Annotated in this window: 13 protein-coding genes; 7 read left to right on the top strand and 6 right to left on the bottom strand. The window is 56.6% G+C overall.

Annotation, left to right across the window (positions count from 1 at the left end):
• Nucleotides 1-47 precede the first annotated feature (47 nt).
• The gene (locus IEY52_RS04545; RefSeq protein ID WP_189000490.1) at nt 48-683 is read left to right on the top strand and encodes a hypothetical protein; all 636 of its coding nucleotides are present in this window, start codon (nt 48-50) and stop codon (nt 681-683) included.
• Between the two features lie 34 nt (nt 684-717).
• A complete protein-coding gene (locus tag IEY52_RS04540) occupies nt 718-1,794 on the top strand; it encodes an aminopeptidase (protein ID WP_189000487.1) in 1,077 nt (358 codons plus the stop codon).
• An 89-nt stretch (nt 1,795-1,883) separates the two neighbouring features.
• Here IEY52_RS04540 and IEY52_RS04535 read toward each other — a convergent pair whose 3' ends face one another.
• The 5 genes from IEY52_RS04535 to IEY52_RS04515 form a co-directional block, all read right to left on the bottom strand.
• Complete coding sequence (locus IEY52_RS04535) at nt 1,884-2,213, bottom strand: HU family DNA-binding protein (protein ID WP_505691534.1); 330 nt, start codon at nt 2,211-2,213, stop codon at nt 1,884-1,886.
• A 75-nt stretch (nt 2,214-2,288) separates the two neighbouring features.
• On the bottom strand, nt 2,289-2,846 hold the full coding sequence (locus IEY52_RS04530; RefSeq protein WP_189000483.1) for an NUDIX hydrolase: 558 nt from the start codon (nt 2,844-2,846) through the stop codon (nt 2,289-2,291).
• A 174-nt stretch (nt 2,847-3,020) separates the two neighbouring features.
• Nucleotides 3,021-3,722, bottom strand: a complete 702-nt coding sequence (locus IEY52_RS04525) for a HesA/MoeB/ThiF family protein (protein ID WP_189000480.1) — start codon at nt 3,720-3,722, stop codon at nt 3,021-3,023.
• Nucleotides 3,723-3,728: 6 nt separating this feature from the next.
• Nucleotides 3,729-3,926, bottom strand: coding sequence for a hypothetical protein (locus IEY52_RS04520; RefSeq protein ID WP_189000477.1), 198 nt, complete (start codon nt 3,924-3,926; stop codon nt 3,729-3,731).
• Nucleotides 3,927-3,955: 29 nt separating this feature from the next.
• Nucleotides 3,956-6,505, bottom strand: coding sequence for an FtsX-like permease family protein (locus IEY52_RS04515; RefSeq protein WP_189000474.1), 2,550 nt, complete (start codon nt 6,503-6,505; stop codon nt 3,956-3,958).
• Between the two features lie 103 nt (nt 6,506-6,608).
• Between IEY52_RS04515 and IEY52_RS04510 the strand changes: the two genes are divergently transcribed.
• The 3 genes from IEY52_RS04510 to IEY52_RS04500 all read left to right on the top strand — a co-directional run bounded on the left by IEY52_RS04510 (nt 6,609) and on the right by IEY52_RS04500 (nt 11,103).
• Nucleotides 6,609-7,172: a glycerol-3-phosphate acyltransferase gene (locus IEY52_RS04510; protein WP_229684639.1), complete on the top strand. Its 564-nt coding sequence runs from the start codon at nt 6,609-6,611 to the stop codon at nt 7,170-7,172.
• Entirely contained in the window at nt 7,169-9,319 is a 2,151-nt protein-coding gene (locus IEY52_RS04505) for a hypothetical protein (protein WP_189000471.1), read from the top strand. The genes IEY52_RS04510 and IEY52_RS04505 overlap by 4 nt, the downstream gene beginning before the upstream one ends.
• A gap of 92 nt (nt 9,320-9,411) precedes the next feature.
• Entirely contained in the window at nt 9,412-11,103 is a 1,692-nt protein-coding gene (locus tag IEY52_RS04500; RefSeq protein ID WP_189000468.1) for a stalk domain-containing protein, read from the top strand.
• A 66-nt stretch (nt 11,104-11,169) separates the two neighbouring features.
• On the opposite strand, the gene nagZ is transcribed toward IEY52_RS04500, so the two are convergent.
• Nucleotides 11,170-12,687, bottom strand: a complete 1,518-nt coding sequence (nagZ, locus tag IEY52_RS04495; RefSeq protein WP_229684638.1) for a beta-N-acetylhexosaminidase — start codon at nt 12,685-12,687, stop codon at nt 11,170-11,172.
• A 409-nt stretch (nt 12,688-13,096) separates the two neighbouring features.
• Between nagZ and IEY52_RS04490 the strand changes: the two genes are divergently transcribed.
• Together IEY52_RS04490 and IEY52_RS04485 are read left to right on the top strand one after the other, a co-directional pair.
• A complete protein-coding gene (locus IEY52_RS04490) occupies nt 13,097-14,359 on the top strand; it encodes an ABC transporter substrate-binding protein (protein ID WP_189000466.1) in 1,263 nt (420 codons plus the stop codon).
• 132 nt (nt 14,360-14,491) lie between these two features.
• Nucleotides 14,492-15,397, top strand: coding sequence for a carbohydrate ABC transporter permease (locus IEY52_RS04485; RefSeq protein ID WP_189000464.1), 906 nt, complete (start codon nt 14,492-14,494; stop codon nt 15,395-15,397).
• Nucleotides 15,398-15,449 lie beyond the last annotated feature (52 nt).

The raw sequence follows: 15,449 nt of genomic DNA, 5'->3' as shown, positions 1-15,449 counted from the left end.
GCAACCAAGTTCATGGATTCTCTCAGGCTGGGCGTTTACCCTGAGGCATGAACAAATTTTACCTGTTGTTTTTTGTGGTTTTTGCCCTGGTGGGCTGCAAGAGGGAAGACCCGTCCCAGAGCACCATCAACCCGGTTCCTGCCAGCACCGACATCAAGACCCTCTCCGGGCCAGCCAAAGTGTCCGGGGTTTTCCTGAAATCCCTGCAGGATGGGCAACTGGCCACTGCGGTGGACCAGACCAGCCAGTGGAACACCTCGCAGAATGCCATTTACAGTGCCTTGCTGGACAACAACGTGCTGGCCGAAGCCCTTTACGGAAAAATGCAATTCAAAGTGAAAAGCACGCAGGTGCAGGGAAGCACTGCTGTCGTGAACCTTGACCTCTCCAATGTGCATCTTGCCAAAGGTCTGGCCCAGAAATGGACCACTGCTGTCACCAAAAACCTTGGGGATGTGATTGCAGGTAGAACCTCTGCAGAACAGGTTTTGCAGGACATCGTGACGGATGCCAGCAAAGACACCAAACTGGAACGTTTCTCCTACACAGGCAAGCTCAACCTCAAAAAAGAAAAAGGCACCTGGAAAATTCAGCCGAACAGTGAGCTTTTGAACACCCTTACGGCAGACCTCCTGAAACCCATCCAGGCTTTCCTGGGCCGATTTGTGCCCAAAAACCCTTGAGGGTGCTGGACTGCAGGTGTTAGATTTGGGTGTCATGCTACAGGAACTCGCTGAGAAACAGGCCCGCTTGCTGGCGGCCTACTGCATCCATGCCCAGGAAAATGAAACCATCCTCATTCAGGGCAGCACCCACGCCCTGCCCGTTCTGGAAGCCCTGCACCGTGAAATCCTGCAGCGGGGTGCCAGACCCCTGCTGAAACTGGAATTCCCTTACCAGTTGGCTGAATTTGTCAACCTGGCCAGCGATGCAGTGCTGGACGCCCTTGCTCCTGGGGCTGTGCAGGAAATGGAAGGCATTGCCGGATCCATCCGCATTGATGCACCCATGCCCCCCAGAAAAGGCGCAGATCCAGCCCGAATGCAGCGCTGGGGCAAAACCCTGAATCCTCTGGGAGAAATCCGCAGGCAGAAGAAGTGGTGCATTTCCCTGTTCCCCACGGAATACGCGGCCCAGTCTGCAGGCATGTCCTTTGAAGATTACCAGCAGTTTGTCTTGCAGGCCATGTTTCTGGACCATGCAGACCCCGTGCAAAAGTGGGGAGAGGTGCGGGAAAGACAGACCACGCTGATTGAACGCCTTTCCAAAGCCAGTGAAATCCGTATCCTGTCTGAAAACACCGACCTGACCCTGAACGTCAAAGACCGCATCTGGGCCAACAGCGATGGCAAACGCAACATGCCCTCTGGCGAGGTGTTCACCGGACCCATCGAAACCAGTGCCAGTGGCCACATTTTTTATGATCTTCCCACCCTATATCAGGGACGGGAGGTGCAGGGCATTCATTTGACCTTTGAAGAGGGCAAAGTTGTGCAAGCCCACGCAGATGTGGGCAACGATGTGCTGCAGGCTGCTCTGAGCACCGATCCCGGAGCCCGTTTTCTGGGAGAAATCGGCATTGGCACCAATTACGGCATCCAGACACCCAGCAAAAACATCCTCTTCGACGAAAAAATTGGGGGCACCGTCCACCTGGCCGTGGGCAGCAGTTACCCTGAAACCGGAGGCCTCAACAAGAGCACCATCCACTGGGACATGATCTGCGACCTGCGCTCTGGAGGAGAGATTTTGCTGGATGGGGAGGTTTTTCAGCGGGACGGGGTGTTTGTTTAAGAGCGAATCTCAGCAATCTCAAACAAGGAATTCAAAGAATGAGGACCACGGCTGGATGCCGTGGTCCTTTCATTGTCAATCGCTTGAGCTTAGAGGTCGGTTTTCAGGGTGCTGGCGACTTTGAAACGCACTTTTTTCCCAGCGGGAATGGTGATGCGCTCGTTGGTGCCGGGGCGCACGCCCTGACGCTCTGCAGTCTGGGTCACGCTGAAGGTGCCGAGACCGGGGAGGCCGACGCTCTTGCCGGTTCTGAGGGCTTCAACAACACTGTCCAGCAGGGCGCTGATTGCTTCCCCTGCTTGTTTCTTGTTGAGGTTGGTCTTGGAAGCCACCAAATCAACGAGCTGGGTCTTAGCAATTTTTTCTGCCATGTCGACTCCTAAGAAACTGAATTTTTGAGCTTTGTGGGTTGGCTCCATTGGAATATAGCACATTTTTACCGTTGGGTACATCAATTTCGGGATTAAATGAAGGTGTAAAATCGACGTTTTTGCTCACAAGGCGTCAAAAGCCAGCTGGCTCCAACCTTCGAGTGCATCGTATAAATCGCGAATTTGATGTCTGGTACGCATTTCTCCTTGCAGTTTCTCGGTTTCCCGCACCAGGGGCGCGTTTTCGCAATGTGCCAGGTACAACAACCCCACATGCACCCGCGACACCGGAGAGTCATTCAGCAGAATCAGCCCCAGCAGGTCCAGCGAGGTGACATTGGCCTCAATTTCCTCTTCAAGTTCACGGGCCAGACCCGCCTGAATGGGGTCCGTGGCTCCATCAATGGGGTTGATGTGCCCACCCACCCCCAGCGAGTACTTGAGGTGCAGCCTCTGGTCCCCTCCGGCTCTGGTGCGGTGCATCAGCAGGTATTTCCCCTGGTGTTTGGCCAGAACGTAAGGGATCACCTGACGGTGGGTTTCGTCTTCTTCGGCTTCGGGCCTGGGCAGGAAGGTTCCACGGGTGGAAAGGATCTCGTACAGTTCGGGGGTCACAGGTTGCAATTGAGGGCTGGGCTGGGGCAGCAGTGCAGTGGGGACAGCGTAAACGTATTCCATCATCGGGTATTTTAGCCGAGAGCCGAGCGACCCAGTGCCGAGGGCAAATCTGTACAGCACTTGCTCTTGCATTGATAAGCCTTGGTTCATCAGGGTTCCAGAGGCCATCCAGAACGAAATTTTTTATGGTATTGATCTTTCAAATTCCTGGATTTACCTTGCCCTCGGCCCTCGGCCTCATGGCAACTTGATCACCCGCGCCGTCCCTGCCAGCGCATCAAACGTCCAGAGTTTGCCAATCAGGGGGGTGCCCAGCCCCGTGATGACTTTTAAGGCTTCCAGGGCCATCATGCTGCCTGCTACGCCCAGCATCGGACCGATCACCCCGATGGTGTCGCAGTTGTCCTGGGAGGGCGGAGGGTCTGGAAAAATCCTTCTGAGGGAACGTTCTGGGGTGAACACGCTGAGCATGGCTTCATAGCTCTGGGCAGCGGCCCACACCCAGGTTTTTCCCAGCTTTACGCAGGTGTCATTGACCAGATAACGGGTGGCGAAATTGTCAGCGCAGTCCAGCACCAGATCAAACCGGGAGAACAGGTCCTCGGCGTTTTCTGGGGTCAGTCTGGGCAGGATTTCGGTTTTGATCCTGGGGTTGAGTTGCTGAATCTGGCTGGCTGCGACCCTGGCTTTGGGGGCATCCACATCTGCAGACCTGTACAGCACCTGACGCTGCAAGTTGCTGATGCTGACGGTGTCAAAATCGCAAATGCCGATGTGCCCCACCCCTGCAGCTGCAAGGTAGGTCATGGCTGGGGTGCCCAGTCCTCCTGCTCCGATGAACAGCACAGAGGTGTCCGTCAGTTTTTGCTGGTGCTCAGGGGTGAAGCCGTCCAGCAGGAGCTGTCGGCTGTAACGCTGGATCTCGGGTCGGGTGAGCATAGGGTTTCATTCTTGCATGTCCTGGCTGTATTTTCTGAGCACCAGGAACGCTCCAAGACCCTCAAAAACCATGAACCCCAGAACCACCCACTTCTGCAGCTCTGGTTGGTCCTGAAAAGCCCACCACAGCACGCTGCTGCCCAGCAGGAAACTGAAAACGAAAGCCACCTGCAAGATCCTCAGGGTCAATGCTTTGTTTTGCATGCTCTGATTATGGCGCATCGTGAGAGGTTTCAGGCTTCCTGGCTGCTTCTCAGGGCCTCTGCAGGATGGATGTTTGCTGCGCGTCTGGCTGGAAGGAAGGCTGCCAGAATGCCCACCACAGGGCTGGCCAGCAGGGCAATCAGGAACAAATCCAGCGGGTACACCGGTTCCACGCGGTATCCGGTCAGGCTGTTGGAGGAGGCCGTGATCACCTGACTGAGGGCAATGCCTCCCAGCACGCCCAGCAGGGTGCCCAGCACCACCACCACAATGCCCTCGGTGAAGACGCTGCGCATCAGTTCGCTTCTTCTGAGGCCCAGTGCACGCAGAACCGCCATTTCATGCATGCGTTCCGAGAGGTTCATGCCCAGCGTGTTGGCCACCCCCAGAGCGGCAATCACCACGGCGAGCACCAGCAGGCTGTTGGTGCTGCCAAAGAAGCGGCTGGTGGTATCCAGAATGGCTTTTTTGTATTCCTGGTTGTACTGGATGTCCAGGTACAGTCCTGGAAAGTCTTTTTTGAGCTGCTGTCCAAAAGTTCTGGGATCCTGGTTTTTCACGCTCAGCACGTACAGCTCTGGAGAGCCTCCTCCAAAAAGCTTCAAATCCTTTGTGGAGGCAATGAAGGTTTCGCCAGCACTGGTGTAATCAATCACGATGCCCAGCACCCGGAAATCCAGCCAGCCCTCGGTGGTTCTGAGTTTCACGGTGCTGCCTGGCTTGACGTTGTAGCGGTCTGCGATGGTCCCGGAAGCGTAGACGGCCCTGCCTTTGTAAAAGTCCTGAATGGTGCTTTCCAGAGAACCGGAAATGAATTGCAGCTTGCCTGCCCCTTTGCTGGGATCGTAGCGCTCTGGGTCGGTCAGCACGATGCTGGCATTTCTGGCCCGCTGTTCTGGAGGTTCATACCGGGCGATTCTGACCCCCACAGCACTGACTTCTGTGAGGTCAGGGTATTTTGTTTTGAGCTGGGTTTTGAAATCTGCTGGAAACGGTGTGGCAGCAGCGATGAACATGTCTCCAATGATGGTGGTTTCCACCCAGTCTTCAATGCTCTGGTTGATTCCAGAAACCATTCCTCCCACACCCACGGTCAGACCAATCCCCAGTGCAACGGCACCAATGGCGACCCCATTTCTGGCCCGGGACCTCAGAACAGAGCCCAGGCCCAGACGGGCAGGAATCCCCATCAAACGGACCAGCACAGGTTCAAAGATTTTGCGGGCTGGAAACAGCAGGGCAGGGGAGACCAGCGCAATGCCCACAAAAGTCAGGGCCATGGAAAAACTGGCGGCAGTCAGGGTCCAGTTTCGGGGGTAATGCAAAACAGACAGCACAAGACCTGTGCCCAGCACCAGCACGCCCACCAGCAATGGGAAGCCTTTGCCCGCATCCACAGTGCCTCTGGCCGCCACCATGGGAGCCACTCCAGAAGCTGCACGGGCAGGTCCAGAGGCTGCAGCAAAAGTGGTGAGGGTGCCCACCAGACTCGCCGTCAAGACCTTGTTCCAGGGAAGCTCCAGAGTGGTGAAGGGAAATTCCAGCAGGTAGGCATTGAAGGCGGTGATGGCTGCAGCAATCAGCACGCCCAGGCCCACCCCCACCAGCACGCCCAGCACACTGATGATGGCGGCTTCCAGAAAACTGATGTTCAGCACCTGCCTGCGGGTGAAGCCCAGGGTGCGCAGCAGTGCAAATTCACGGTGTCTTTCCACCACCGAAGCAGCAAAGGTGTTGTAGGCCAGAAAACCAGCCAGGGCCATCAGGGTGGCGGCCAGCACTTCCAGACCGCTCTGCACGGTTTGCACCAGTCCATTGGACACCTGCCCCCGACCTGCAGGGTAAAGCACATTGAAGGTTTCAGGCAGGTTTTTCTCCAGTTGCAGGCGCACATCTTCTGCATTGGATCTGGGGACCAGCATCAGGCCCACATAACTCACCCGCCCTTGCAGGTAAGTGCGCTCCTGCAGGTCCTGCAAACTGGTGACCCCCACCTGCCCGGCATTCAGGCTGGAGATGCCCCCATCGGTTTTCAGGGTGCCTGTGATGGTGAAAGAGAAAAGTCCGGTGGGGGCCACAAAATTCAGGGTGTCTCCCAGTTTGAGTTTCTGCTGGGCTGCAAAAGACTGACTGACGGCAATGCCATAAGACCCTTTTGAAGGCAAAGTTCCAGATGCCAGTTTGACGGGCAAATCTTCGGGCCGTTCGGTTTCCTGGCCACTGATCAGAAACCCACCCTGTACACCAGGAACAATCGGACGGGTGTACTCCGGGGCATCGCTTTTCAGAACCGCGTAATATTCCAGGGTTTGCAGGGTCTGCTGGATTTGGTTTTCCCGTTTCAGGAGGTCCAGCACCGGCTGGGCTTCAATCACGGCCCGGCCAGAAGCCCCCGGAGCCACAATCAGCTCTGCTTTGCCACTGGCGGCCGTGAACACCGATTGCAGGTTGGCATTGATGTTGTCTCCCACGGTTACAGTGCCCAGCACAGCGGCAATGCCCACGGCCACCCCCAGCACGGTGGCCAGGGTGCGCCAGAAATGGCGCAGCAGGTTCTTCAGGGTGTAAGAAAGCAGCACAAGGCCACTATATCGGGTTTGAGGGATGGTTTTTGTAGACTGTCACGGCATCCCGGGTCTCTGGCTTTAAGCTTTCTCCTTTCTGCTTCTGTACAATGCTGTTGTGCCTGTTGCCCCATTGGTCACCTGTCTCCTTGCCTACCTGCTGGGATCCCTGAGTTTTGGGATCATCTACTCGCACTTGAAAGGCGAGGACATCCGCAAAAAAGACGCGCCAGGTGGCAGCGGAGTTTACCGCCAGTATGGTCTGGGAGCGGCACTCATGGTGAGCGTTCTGGACATTGCCAAGGGTGCCCTGGCCGTCTGGGTGGCACAGATTTACAGTCCAGAAGTGGCCTGGCTTGCTGCCGGTCTGGTGGTGCTGGGGCACAACTTCCCGGTGTTTTTCAAATTTGATGGGGGAGGAGGCATTGCTCCTTTGCTGGGTGCCCTGCTGGTGCATTCCCCCATGACTTTGCTGCTGGCCCTGATCCTGACGGGCATCGCCATTCCTCTGTACAGGTTTGTGCTGCAAAAGCACATCAAATTCAACGTGTTGCCTGCCATCAGCGTGATGGTGTTGCCCATTCTGCTGGTGTACGCTTATCTGCAACACACTGGCTTTCTCGCACTGGTGGCCATTGTGGTTGCGATGGCCCTCAGAATCCCTTTCAGCCTGAAATCATGAAACGACTCCTGATCCTCATCTGCTTTTTGCTGCTGGCCTGTGTGCAGGCCCAGTCCACCCTGCCCCAGGCCCAGTTGAATGGCCGTGTCCTGCAAGGGGTGGTGAATGGCATCACCCAGTGGAGTGTCAATTACCCTGTAGAGCTGGGCGACCTGCACGAACCCATCCAGGAGGGTGATCACATTTACCTGCCTCTGGGCAGCATGCTGGACCAGCTCAGTGTGGTCACGGGTGTGCTGGAGAACCGCTGGTATTTCCCGGCCCCCATCGGACAGCTGGAACGCACCGAGGTGGGTTTGCTGGTGATGGTGGACCACGGGCAGGGCATCCGGGAGAATTTCACCCTGCAAAACAACAAGATCCAGGAGCGGGTGGTGTACCCTCCCAGAATGGAGGTGCTGCGGGAGCTGGAGCGGCGGGCCAGACTGGGCCTCAGCCAGGATCCCATGGCCCGGCTTTCCCTGCGGGTCACCCAGGAGCTGGAAGCCAGGGTGCGTCAGGACCCCCTCAATCCCTTTCTGTGGATTTTTCTGGGCCAGCAGCGTTTCCTGAACCGCGACAACCTGGCTGCCCATCAGGCCCTTGGAGAAGCCATGCGGGCAGAGGTGCCTTTTTTCATCTCGGTGCGCATGGGGGTTTTGCTGGACAGCATGGGTGCCCCGGAATACGCCAACCAGGCCCTCACCCAGGCCAAAATGAACTGGGCCGAACTGGGGTATGATCCTGCGGTTCCGGTTTCTGCCAGAGCCTGGGAAGCTTACGGCAATGCCCTGTGGTACTCGCGTTACCTGCTGGCGCAGGGAAGGGTGGAACGTGCTGGGGTGTGGTTCAAGTTCCTGCGGGAAATCTCCCCCCGTTTTGAAGGATATGCCAGCACCTACGAGCAGTATGCAGGATGGCTGGAAGACCAGGGGCGCACCGGGGAAGCCATTGGCTGGCGCAACATCGAGCGTGAACTGGCCCAGAACTCGCTTTTCTCTCTGGGAGAACATGCCCTGCTGACCATTCAGGAGGTGGCCCGGTTGACGGTGTTCACTTTGCTGGCCAGTTACCTGGTGATCTGGCTGACCTTGCACCTGCGTTATCTGGGCTTGCAGTTTCGTGAATTGCAGCCTTACGGAGGTCTGTTCAGCGGGTTCAGAAATCCGCTGATGCGTGTCCGTCATGTGATTTTCACCTATGCCACCTTCTCAGAGAAACTGGTGGTTCTGACCCTCTTCTTGCTGGGCATCCTGGCCCTGGGGGTGTGGGGCTGGTCCAGCCGGGCACAGCAGGCCACCCAGAGTGCTGCCCTCAACATGGGCACCTACGGTGGGGTGTGGTTTTACAGCCAGCTGGACAGTGTTTCTGCGGCCAACAGCCCGGAGGCCTCTTATCTTCGGGGTGTGGCGGTGCAACTGGACGGAGATCAGGGTCGTGCCCTTGAACTGTACCAGCAGGCTCCGGATGTGGCGGCTGCCCTCAACAACCAGGGGGTGATGCTGGAAATGCGTGGGGATCAGAAAGCCGCCAGCAACCTGTACCGTGAAGCCCTCACCGTGAACCCCAATCTGGTGGCTGCAGCATACAACCTGCAGCTCAGTCCCAGCAGTTTTGAAACCACCTTCCAGTCGATTTACCACAGTGGTCCCAGGCTGGCCTTTCCCACCGATGTGGAACGTTTGCGGGCGGTCAGCCCGGATTTCAGTGAGGAAGCAAACCGGTTTCTGCGCAACCCCTGGACGTACCTGATGGCCCTGCCCACGGGTTTCAATGTGTACCTGCAGGCCCTGTGGGTGGCCTGGTTGCTGGCCTCCACCCTGCTGACCGTGCTGCTGTTCATGGTGCCCAGACCGCGCTCTGCCCGTGAGGAAATCCGCCCCTGGCTGTTCCGGGTCATGACAGTCCTGCTGCCTGGATCGGGTCTGATTGACGAAGTGTGGGGCCTCTTGCTGCTGGTGCCTTTTGTGGTGTTCTGTCTGGTGCTGGGTTTTTACCGCTGGGGTTACAGCTTTTCCCATCTTTACCAGGACCTCAACCTCAACCTGATGTTTGCCCTTTTGATTGGGGTGTATGCTGTCAACCTGATTGGTTTGATGTTCGAAGAATTTGCCTTCTACAGAAGGAATCGCCGCAGAACCCTGCGCAGGAGTGCCAGCCCCAAATAAAGCTCCTGTTGGCGGGCAACCCTCAAGAACACATGATGAACTTGTGGTTTGTGCTCACCTCCGCACCCAAGACCAGTTGCTACACTACTTGGGTGCGTTTTTTACTGACCCTCTTCTTGCTGTTGTTTTCTTCGCTGGGCGCTGCTTTTCAATTGGGCTCCCAGCAACTGGTGCTCACGGTGGGTGAAAAACAGGCTTACCTGAATGGCGCTCCACTGGACCTGGATTTGCCTGCACGGGTGATTTCTGGTCGCACCATGTTGCCCCTGCGTTCCATTGTCACCCGTCTGGGCCTGTCCCTGACCGGCCCGGATGAAGCCACCCTCAAAGTGGGGGATTTGCTGTACCGTCCCAAAGACAGTGCTGGAACCCTGCGGGGCAACCCCATCGATCCCCAGTCTCTGGTGATGGTGGACAGGGTGCTGTTCATCAATGCCCGTTTGCTGGCAGATGCCCTTTCTGCTTCGCTGGTTTTTTCTGAGGAAGGCCGCACCCTGACCTTCACCACCAACCTGCCCCGCAATGTGGATGCTGCTTTGCCGCAGGCCCGGTTCCTGACCTCCAAAGCCAGTTATGCCATGGGTGAAAAGGTGGGCTACCTGGATTATTCTTTCGATCCAGAGGGGACCGCGCTGGTGAGCCGCCGCTGGACCAACAAACAGGATGCCTTTTTCATCCCCGGAACCCAGACCATCACCCTGCAGGTGATCAACGAGAAAGGCAAAGCCTCGGGCACCTTCAGCCGCACCATCCAGATCACCGAAGAGGTGCAGAACAGTGCCCAGATGTTTGCCCTCAAACACCAGCCTCTGGGAACCACCTTCAAAGACGACACCATCCTCAGTTATCCGGTGGTGGCTTTGCTTCCGGTCCCTGCAGAAGACCGCACCCTGGTTTTCAGCGATTCTCCTGAAAATGTGGACAGCAGCGGCATTCTTTACCGGGATGACCTGATGGGCAAAACGCGCATTCTGGCCTACCACCTGAACGCTTCTGCCAGACCTGCGAGGCTCTACATTCAGGTGAAAAACCTCAGCATGCTGGAAGGCCAGGCCAGGGTGGAACGCCTGGGAGAAACAGCGCCCACGAGGGTGGAAACCACCCTGGGTCAGGGAACCTTGCTGGATTTCTATTCTGGAGCGCAGACCAGCCTCTTAAAGCTCCCCACCGGAAGCTGGATGACCCTGTACTCCTCTCCACTGCTCCCACCGGGTGGTGGAGTGAATGTCATGCTGGATGCGGAATTCAGCAGCCGCACCCAGGTGAGCATCTTCATGTTGCAAGAGGGAGACGACCCACAAACCCTGACCGTTCTGCGGGGAGATGGCCGCCACCAGCGGGGCACGTTCCCCGGAGCGGTGCGGGAGTTGCAGGCCAACCTCACCACCCTGCCCGCTCGACTGGTGCTGGGAGATGAAAAACAGGACCAGCCCCTGATTGGTCTGGACGCCACCACCCTCAACACCGTGGTGCTGAAAGGCAATTACGGCCTGCTTTATCGCATCAATCTGGTGGGTTTGCCAGAACACGCTGTGGGTGCCCTGTCTCCCAGAGGAGGGGTGTACAAGGGAGCCTTGCACGTGGACGACCTGCCTGTGGCCCTCCCTGAATCCGGGGTCCTGACCCGTGCCAACAACCCCATATTGTTCAGCCGGGGTTCGGTCAAACGCCTGGAATTCATTCCGGCCAGTGGCTCCAATTTGCCAGTGAACCTGGTGTTTTACCCGACCCGCCAGTCAGAGCCGCTGTCTCCTGCTCCTCCAGTTGCTCCTGCAAGTCCCTGAAAAACCAGATCCTGTAAACAAAGAGCCCCGATCAGGGGCTTTTTGGGTTTCTTTTGATTTCTTGTCTCAAAAACGCACAGGCAACTTGCCTGTGGGATTCTTTCCCTGAAGGGCTTCTTGCAGGGCTTGCAGGGCATTGTCCCGGAAGCCGTAAGTGATCAGGGCTGGCAGGTCCAGTTGCATCACCTGATAGGGGTTCCACAGGGCGAGGTGCAGGATGGGGAGGTTCTGTTGCTGTACGGTGGCCACCAGTTGCTGTTCTTCAGGGGTGAACAGTTCGCGGGCCAGTCCGCCCAGCAGCACCTGCTGGGTATCTTGCAGTGCCTGCTGCAATTGGGGCAGCACCTGCAGGGCATCATGCTGGGGGTACGTCAACAAAGTCAGGCTGGGAAACACCTCCTGCAAACGTTCTTGCAGGTGTGAAGGGGACAGGGTGTCCTCGTAGGCTCCACCCACCGAGAGGTTTTCAGGGCACAGCAGCAAGGTGGGTTCCTGGGTGTCAGGCAGGTGCTCAATGCGGTGCTCGGTGAGGGCCAGACGGGAAGCGGTCAGCATCAGTGCATCGTCTTCGGTTTGCTGGGCTTCGGAGTAGGGAACAGGGATGCAGGGAAACCGGACACTGAAGCGGGCCAGTCGGGCTTCGCTGCGGGCCAGCAGCTCTGCATTCAAGCTCCCATCTTCAATGGCTTGTGCAATGGCTTCCACCTGCTGCTCTTGCAGTGCAGCATCATTGACGCACAGCACCAGATCTGCTCCAGCATTGAGGGCCTTGATGGCTGCCTTTCCACCTTCGTATTGCCTGCTGATGGCGTGCATGTCCATGGCGTCCGTGACGATCAGGCCATCATATCCCCAGCTGTCCCGCAGCAGACCGCCCAGAATTTTTTCGGAGAGGGTGGCAGGATTTTCCGGGTCCAGGGCAGGGAAGATGATGTGGGCTGTCATCATGGAGCCCACGCCAGCTTCTGCTGCTTTTTTGAAAGGGTGCAGTTCAGTGGCCAGCAGTTCTTCCAGAGGCTTGTTGACGGTGGGGAGGGCCAGGTGGGTGTCGATGTGGGTGTCTCCGTGACCAGGGAAGTGTTTGACGCTGGAGAGCACCCCGGCTTCTTCCAGCCCCAGAGCCCAGTTGACCCCGTGCAGGGCCACCGATTCAGGGTCGCTGCCAAAGCTGCGGTCTCCGATCATGGGGTTGAGGGGGTTCACATTGACATCCAGTGAGGGGGCATAATTCCAGTTGATGCCATAAGAGCGCAGTCCACGTCCCACTGCAGCTCCCACCTGGCGGCTGATTTCGGGGTTGGCGGTGGCACCCAGGGCCATGGCAGAAGGGGCCTGGGGGGTGTCCAGAATGCGGATCACCGCTCCTCCTTCCTGATCGATGGCAATCAGAGCGTCTTCTCCCAGCACTTCCCGCAAATCGGCCATCAACTGGTGCAGCTGTTCTGGAGACTGCACATTGCGTCTGAACAGACAGATGCCTTTGAAGCGGTATTTTTGCAGGAAGAGTCGGGTGTTCTCGTCCAGGGTGGCCCCTGGGATGTCAACGATCATGTGCTGACCAGCACGTTTGTGGAATTCACTCATGGAAATGCCCCTCACCTCGGTTTGTTAGATATACCATACCACTTAAGATCCAATTTTGACCACTTGCAGACCATTGAAACTGAGGGGGGTTTTGGCCCAAAAGTCAAGCTTCCGCAGGGAAAAAGCGAGAAAAAGCCCATTCTCAAAAAATGGATTAGCGATAAAAAATCTGTCCAGAAAGAGTTTTTTTTGTCGGAGATCGAAATGTCTACCAAAATGTAACTTGCAGGTTTAGGTCAAGCCTGCTTCATGTCTGCAACTGGGGGCTTGAAATTCTCGGGAATTGGTATTAAATTGGTATACATCAAGCACGGCTGCGGCCACACAAACCACCTGAACCACAACCCACATGCTGGGTGGCCGTCGTGTAGAGAGACTTGCAACCGCAAGAGTTAAGGGGAGGAAAGACATGCTCAAAAAAGTGTTAATGGTCAGCGCAGCCCTCGGGATGGGATTAGGTTTTGCTCAGCAGAAAACGGAAATCGAGTTCTGGAGCTGGTACCTCAGCCCCAAATTTGACAACTACCTCAAAGACACCATCAAGGACTTCGAGGCCAAGAACCCCACCATCACCGTCAAGTGGTTCGACAAGCAGGACACCATGGTGCAGGACATGATTGCCTCCATCAACCTGGGCAAATCCCCTGACGTGGTCAACATCAACATCCCAGAAACCTTCAACGCTGCCCAGAACGGCTTCCTCACCGACATCAGCACCCTGACCTCCAGCAGTGAACTGAAAAACCAGTTCTGGGACAACCCCCTCAACAACTTCACCGTCAACGGCAAGCCTTACGGTTACCCCTGGTACGGCTGGCTCAACGAAGGCGTGATGGTCTACAACTCTGATCTGGTCAAGAAAGCCGGATACAGCGAAAAAACCCTCCCCAAAACCAACGACCAGCTGCTGGCTTTCGCCAAGCGCGTGAAAGACCGCACCGGTCAATACGGCTGGATCCCCAACTTCATTGACGCCAGCGGCGCACCGCTCTGGCACGGCTTCTTCTACGCCGATGGCCTGCCCATCTACGACGAGAAGACCGGCAAAGCCCAGTTCACCAGCAGCAAGCACGTTGCCCTGCTCAAGAAGTACGTGGACATGTACAAGGCTGGCTACTTCCCCGAAGACATGCTGCGCAAAGAAGCCTTCCAGCTGAGCATGGAGCTCTACAACCAGGGCAAACTGGCCACCATCGTCGGTGGACCCCAGTCCCTCACCCGCATCAAAGACGCCAACAAGGACCTCTACGGCAAAACCAAAGTCGCAGAAGCCCCCCTCGGCAAGTCTGGCCGTGCCACTGGTGGCGGCATGGACCTGGTGATCCCCGCTGCTTCCAAGCACAAAAAAGAAGCCGCCATGTTCGCCGAGTTCCTCAGCAACAACGTCAACCAGATGAAGTTCGCCAAGATTGTGGCCATCGTTCCCACCTCCAAAGGTGCAGAGAAGGATCCCTTCTTCAAGCAGGAATCCACCGATCCCATCATCCAGGCCAGCGGCATGGTCGGAGCCAGCGGACGCTACATTGACCCCGGCTTCAACCCTCCCAAGAACTCCAGCGTGCTCTACAAGAACCTGGTGGACAACCTCGAAGCCGCTTTCCTCGGCAAGAAGACCCCCAAACAGGCCCTGGACGACGCTGCGACCTTCTGGAACGCCAACGTAAATAAATAAATCAGCAAAAAGTAAGCCCAGCTTTGCGTGAATGATGTCAGGAGGATCAAAGGCGGCAACGCTTTTGATCCTCTCTCAACGAAAAGGCAGGTGTAACACAAAAGTACACCTCCAGCAACCAGGAGAAGTCCCATGCAAAACAAAACCCGCACAGCCCTGATTGCCTACGCGTTCCTCGCACCGGCCCTGATCTTGCTGGCTGTCTTCACCTTCTATCCTGTGATCTACGGAAGCTACCTTGGATTCACCGAATACAAGGCCGCCCAGTTTGCTGCGGGCGAGGCCCCCAGGTTCATCGGGATTCAGAACTTCATCACCCTGTTTCAAGACGAACTTTTCATCACGGGCCTCTGGAACTCGGTGAAGTACATTGCCATCGTTCCGGCCCTGCAGGTTGCTGCTCTGGCGATTGCCGTGGCGGTCAACCGCAAGCTGCCTTTCATGGGATTTTTCCGGGCAGCCTACTACATTCCAGTGATCACCTCCATTGCCACCGCAGCAGTGATGTGGGACTGGGTTTTTCAAAAAGAAGGTATCCTTAACTGGGTCCTGCAAAGCCTGCACTTCATAAACTCAAACTCTGCTTTTGGCTGGCTCAACAATGAATACACCGCCATCTGGGCGCTGATGCTGGTGACCTTCTGGCGTGGTTTTGGTTTCTACATGGTGCTTTACATGGGTGGTCTGCAGGCTGTTCCTGCAGAAGTGGAAGAGGCGGCCAACCTGGACGGTGCAACCCCCTTCCAGACTTTCTGGCTGGTGATTGTTCCCATGATGCGTCCCACCCTGCTGCTGTGCAGCTTGCTGTCGACTTTTGCAGCAATTCGAGTATTGGATGAGCCACTTACTTTCACCCCTGGCGGTGGACCGCTGAACAGCACCTACACTGCCCTGATGTACGTGTATCAGAAAGCATTTAACGGCTTCAACTTTGACTATGGCGTGGCTTCTGCCGCAGGTCTGATCATTGCCGTGGTAGGCATTGGCCTCTCCATCGTGCAGTTCCGTCTGAATAGAGAAGGCGAGGAAAGGGCATGAGCGTGACACAGGACCGTATCGTTCAGGAAGACCACAAGCGCGCAGTTGCACG

It is taken from the genome of Deinococcus roseus (genome assembly GCF_014646895.1).
In the GTDB taxonomy this organism is placed as follows: domain Bacteria; phylum Deinococcota; class Deinococci; order Deinococcales; family Deinococcaceae; genus Deinococcus_C; species Deinococcus_C roseus.
The sequence above is the reverse complement of the archived record's forward strand: the minus strand, read 5'-3'. Positions and strand labels throughout refer to the sequence as shown.

Bases quoted from the DNA above. Each gene is read 5' to 3' on its own strand.
- IEY52_RS04545 (WP_189000490.1), top strand. From the start codon at position 48: ATGAACAAATTTTACCTGTTGTTTTTTGTGGTTTTTGCCCTGGTGGGC.
- IEY52_RS04540 (WP_189000487.1), top strand. From the start codon at position 718: ATGCTACAGGAACTCGCTGAGAAACAGGCCCGCTTGCTGGCGGCCTAC.
- IEY52_RS04535 (WP_505691534.1), bottom strand. From the start codon at position 2,213: ATGGAGCCAACCCACAAAGCTCAAAAATTCAGTTTCTTAGGAGTCGAC.
- IEY52_RS04530 (WP_189000483.1), bottom strand. From the start codon at position 2,846: ATGATGGAATACGTTTACGCTGTCCCCACTGCACTGCTGCCCCAGCCC.
- IEY52_RS04525 (WP_189000480.1), bottom strand. From the start codon at position 3,722: ATGCTCACCCGACCCGAGATCCAGCGTTACAGCCGACAGCTCCTGCTG.
- IEY52_RS04520 (WP_189000477.1), bottom strand. From the start codon at position 3,926: ATGCAAAACAAAGCATTGACCCTGAGGATCTTGCAGGTGGCTTTCGTT.
- IEY52_RS04505 (WP_189000471.1), top strand. From the start codon at position 7,169: ATGAAACGACTCCTGATCCTCATCTGCTTTTTGCTGCTGGCCTGTGTG.
- nagZ (WP_229684638.1), bottom strand. From the start codon at position 12,687: ATGAGTGAATTCCACAAACGTGCTGGTCAGCACATGATCGTTGACATC.
- IEY52_RS04490 (WP_189000466.1), top strand. From the start codon at position 13,097: ATGCTCAAAAAAGTGTTAATGGTCAGCGCAGCCCTCGGGATGGGATTA.
- IEY52_RS04485 (WP_189000464.1), top strand. From the start codon at position 14,492: ATGCAAAACAAAACCCGCACAGCCCTGATTGCCTACGCGTTCCTCGCA.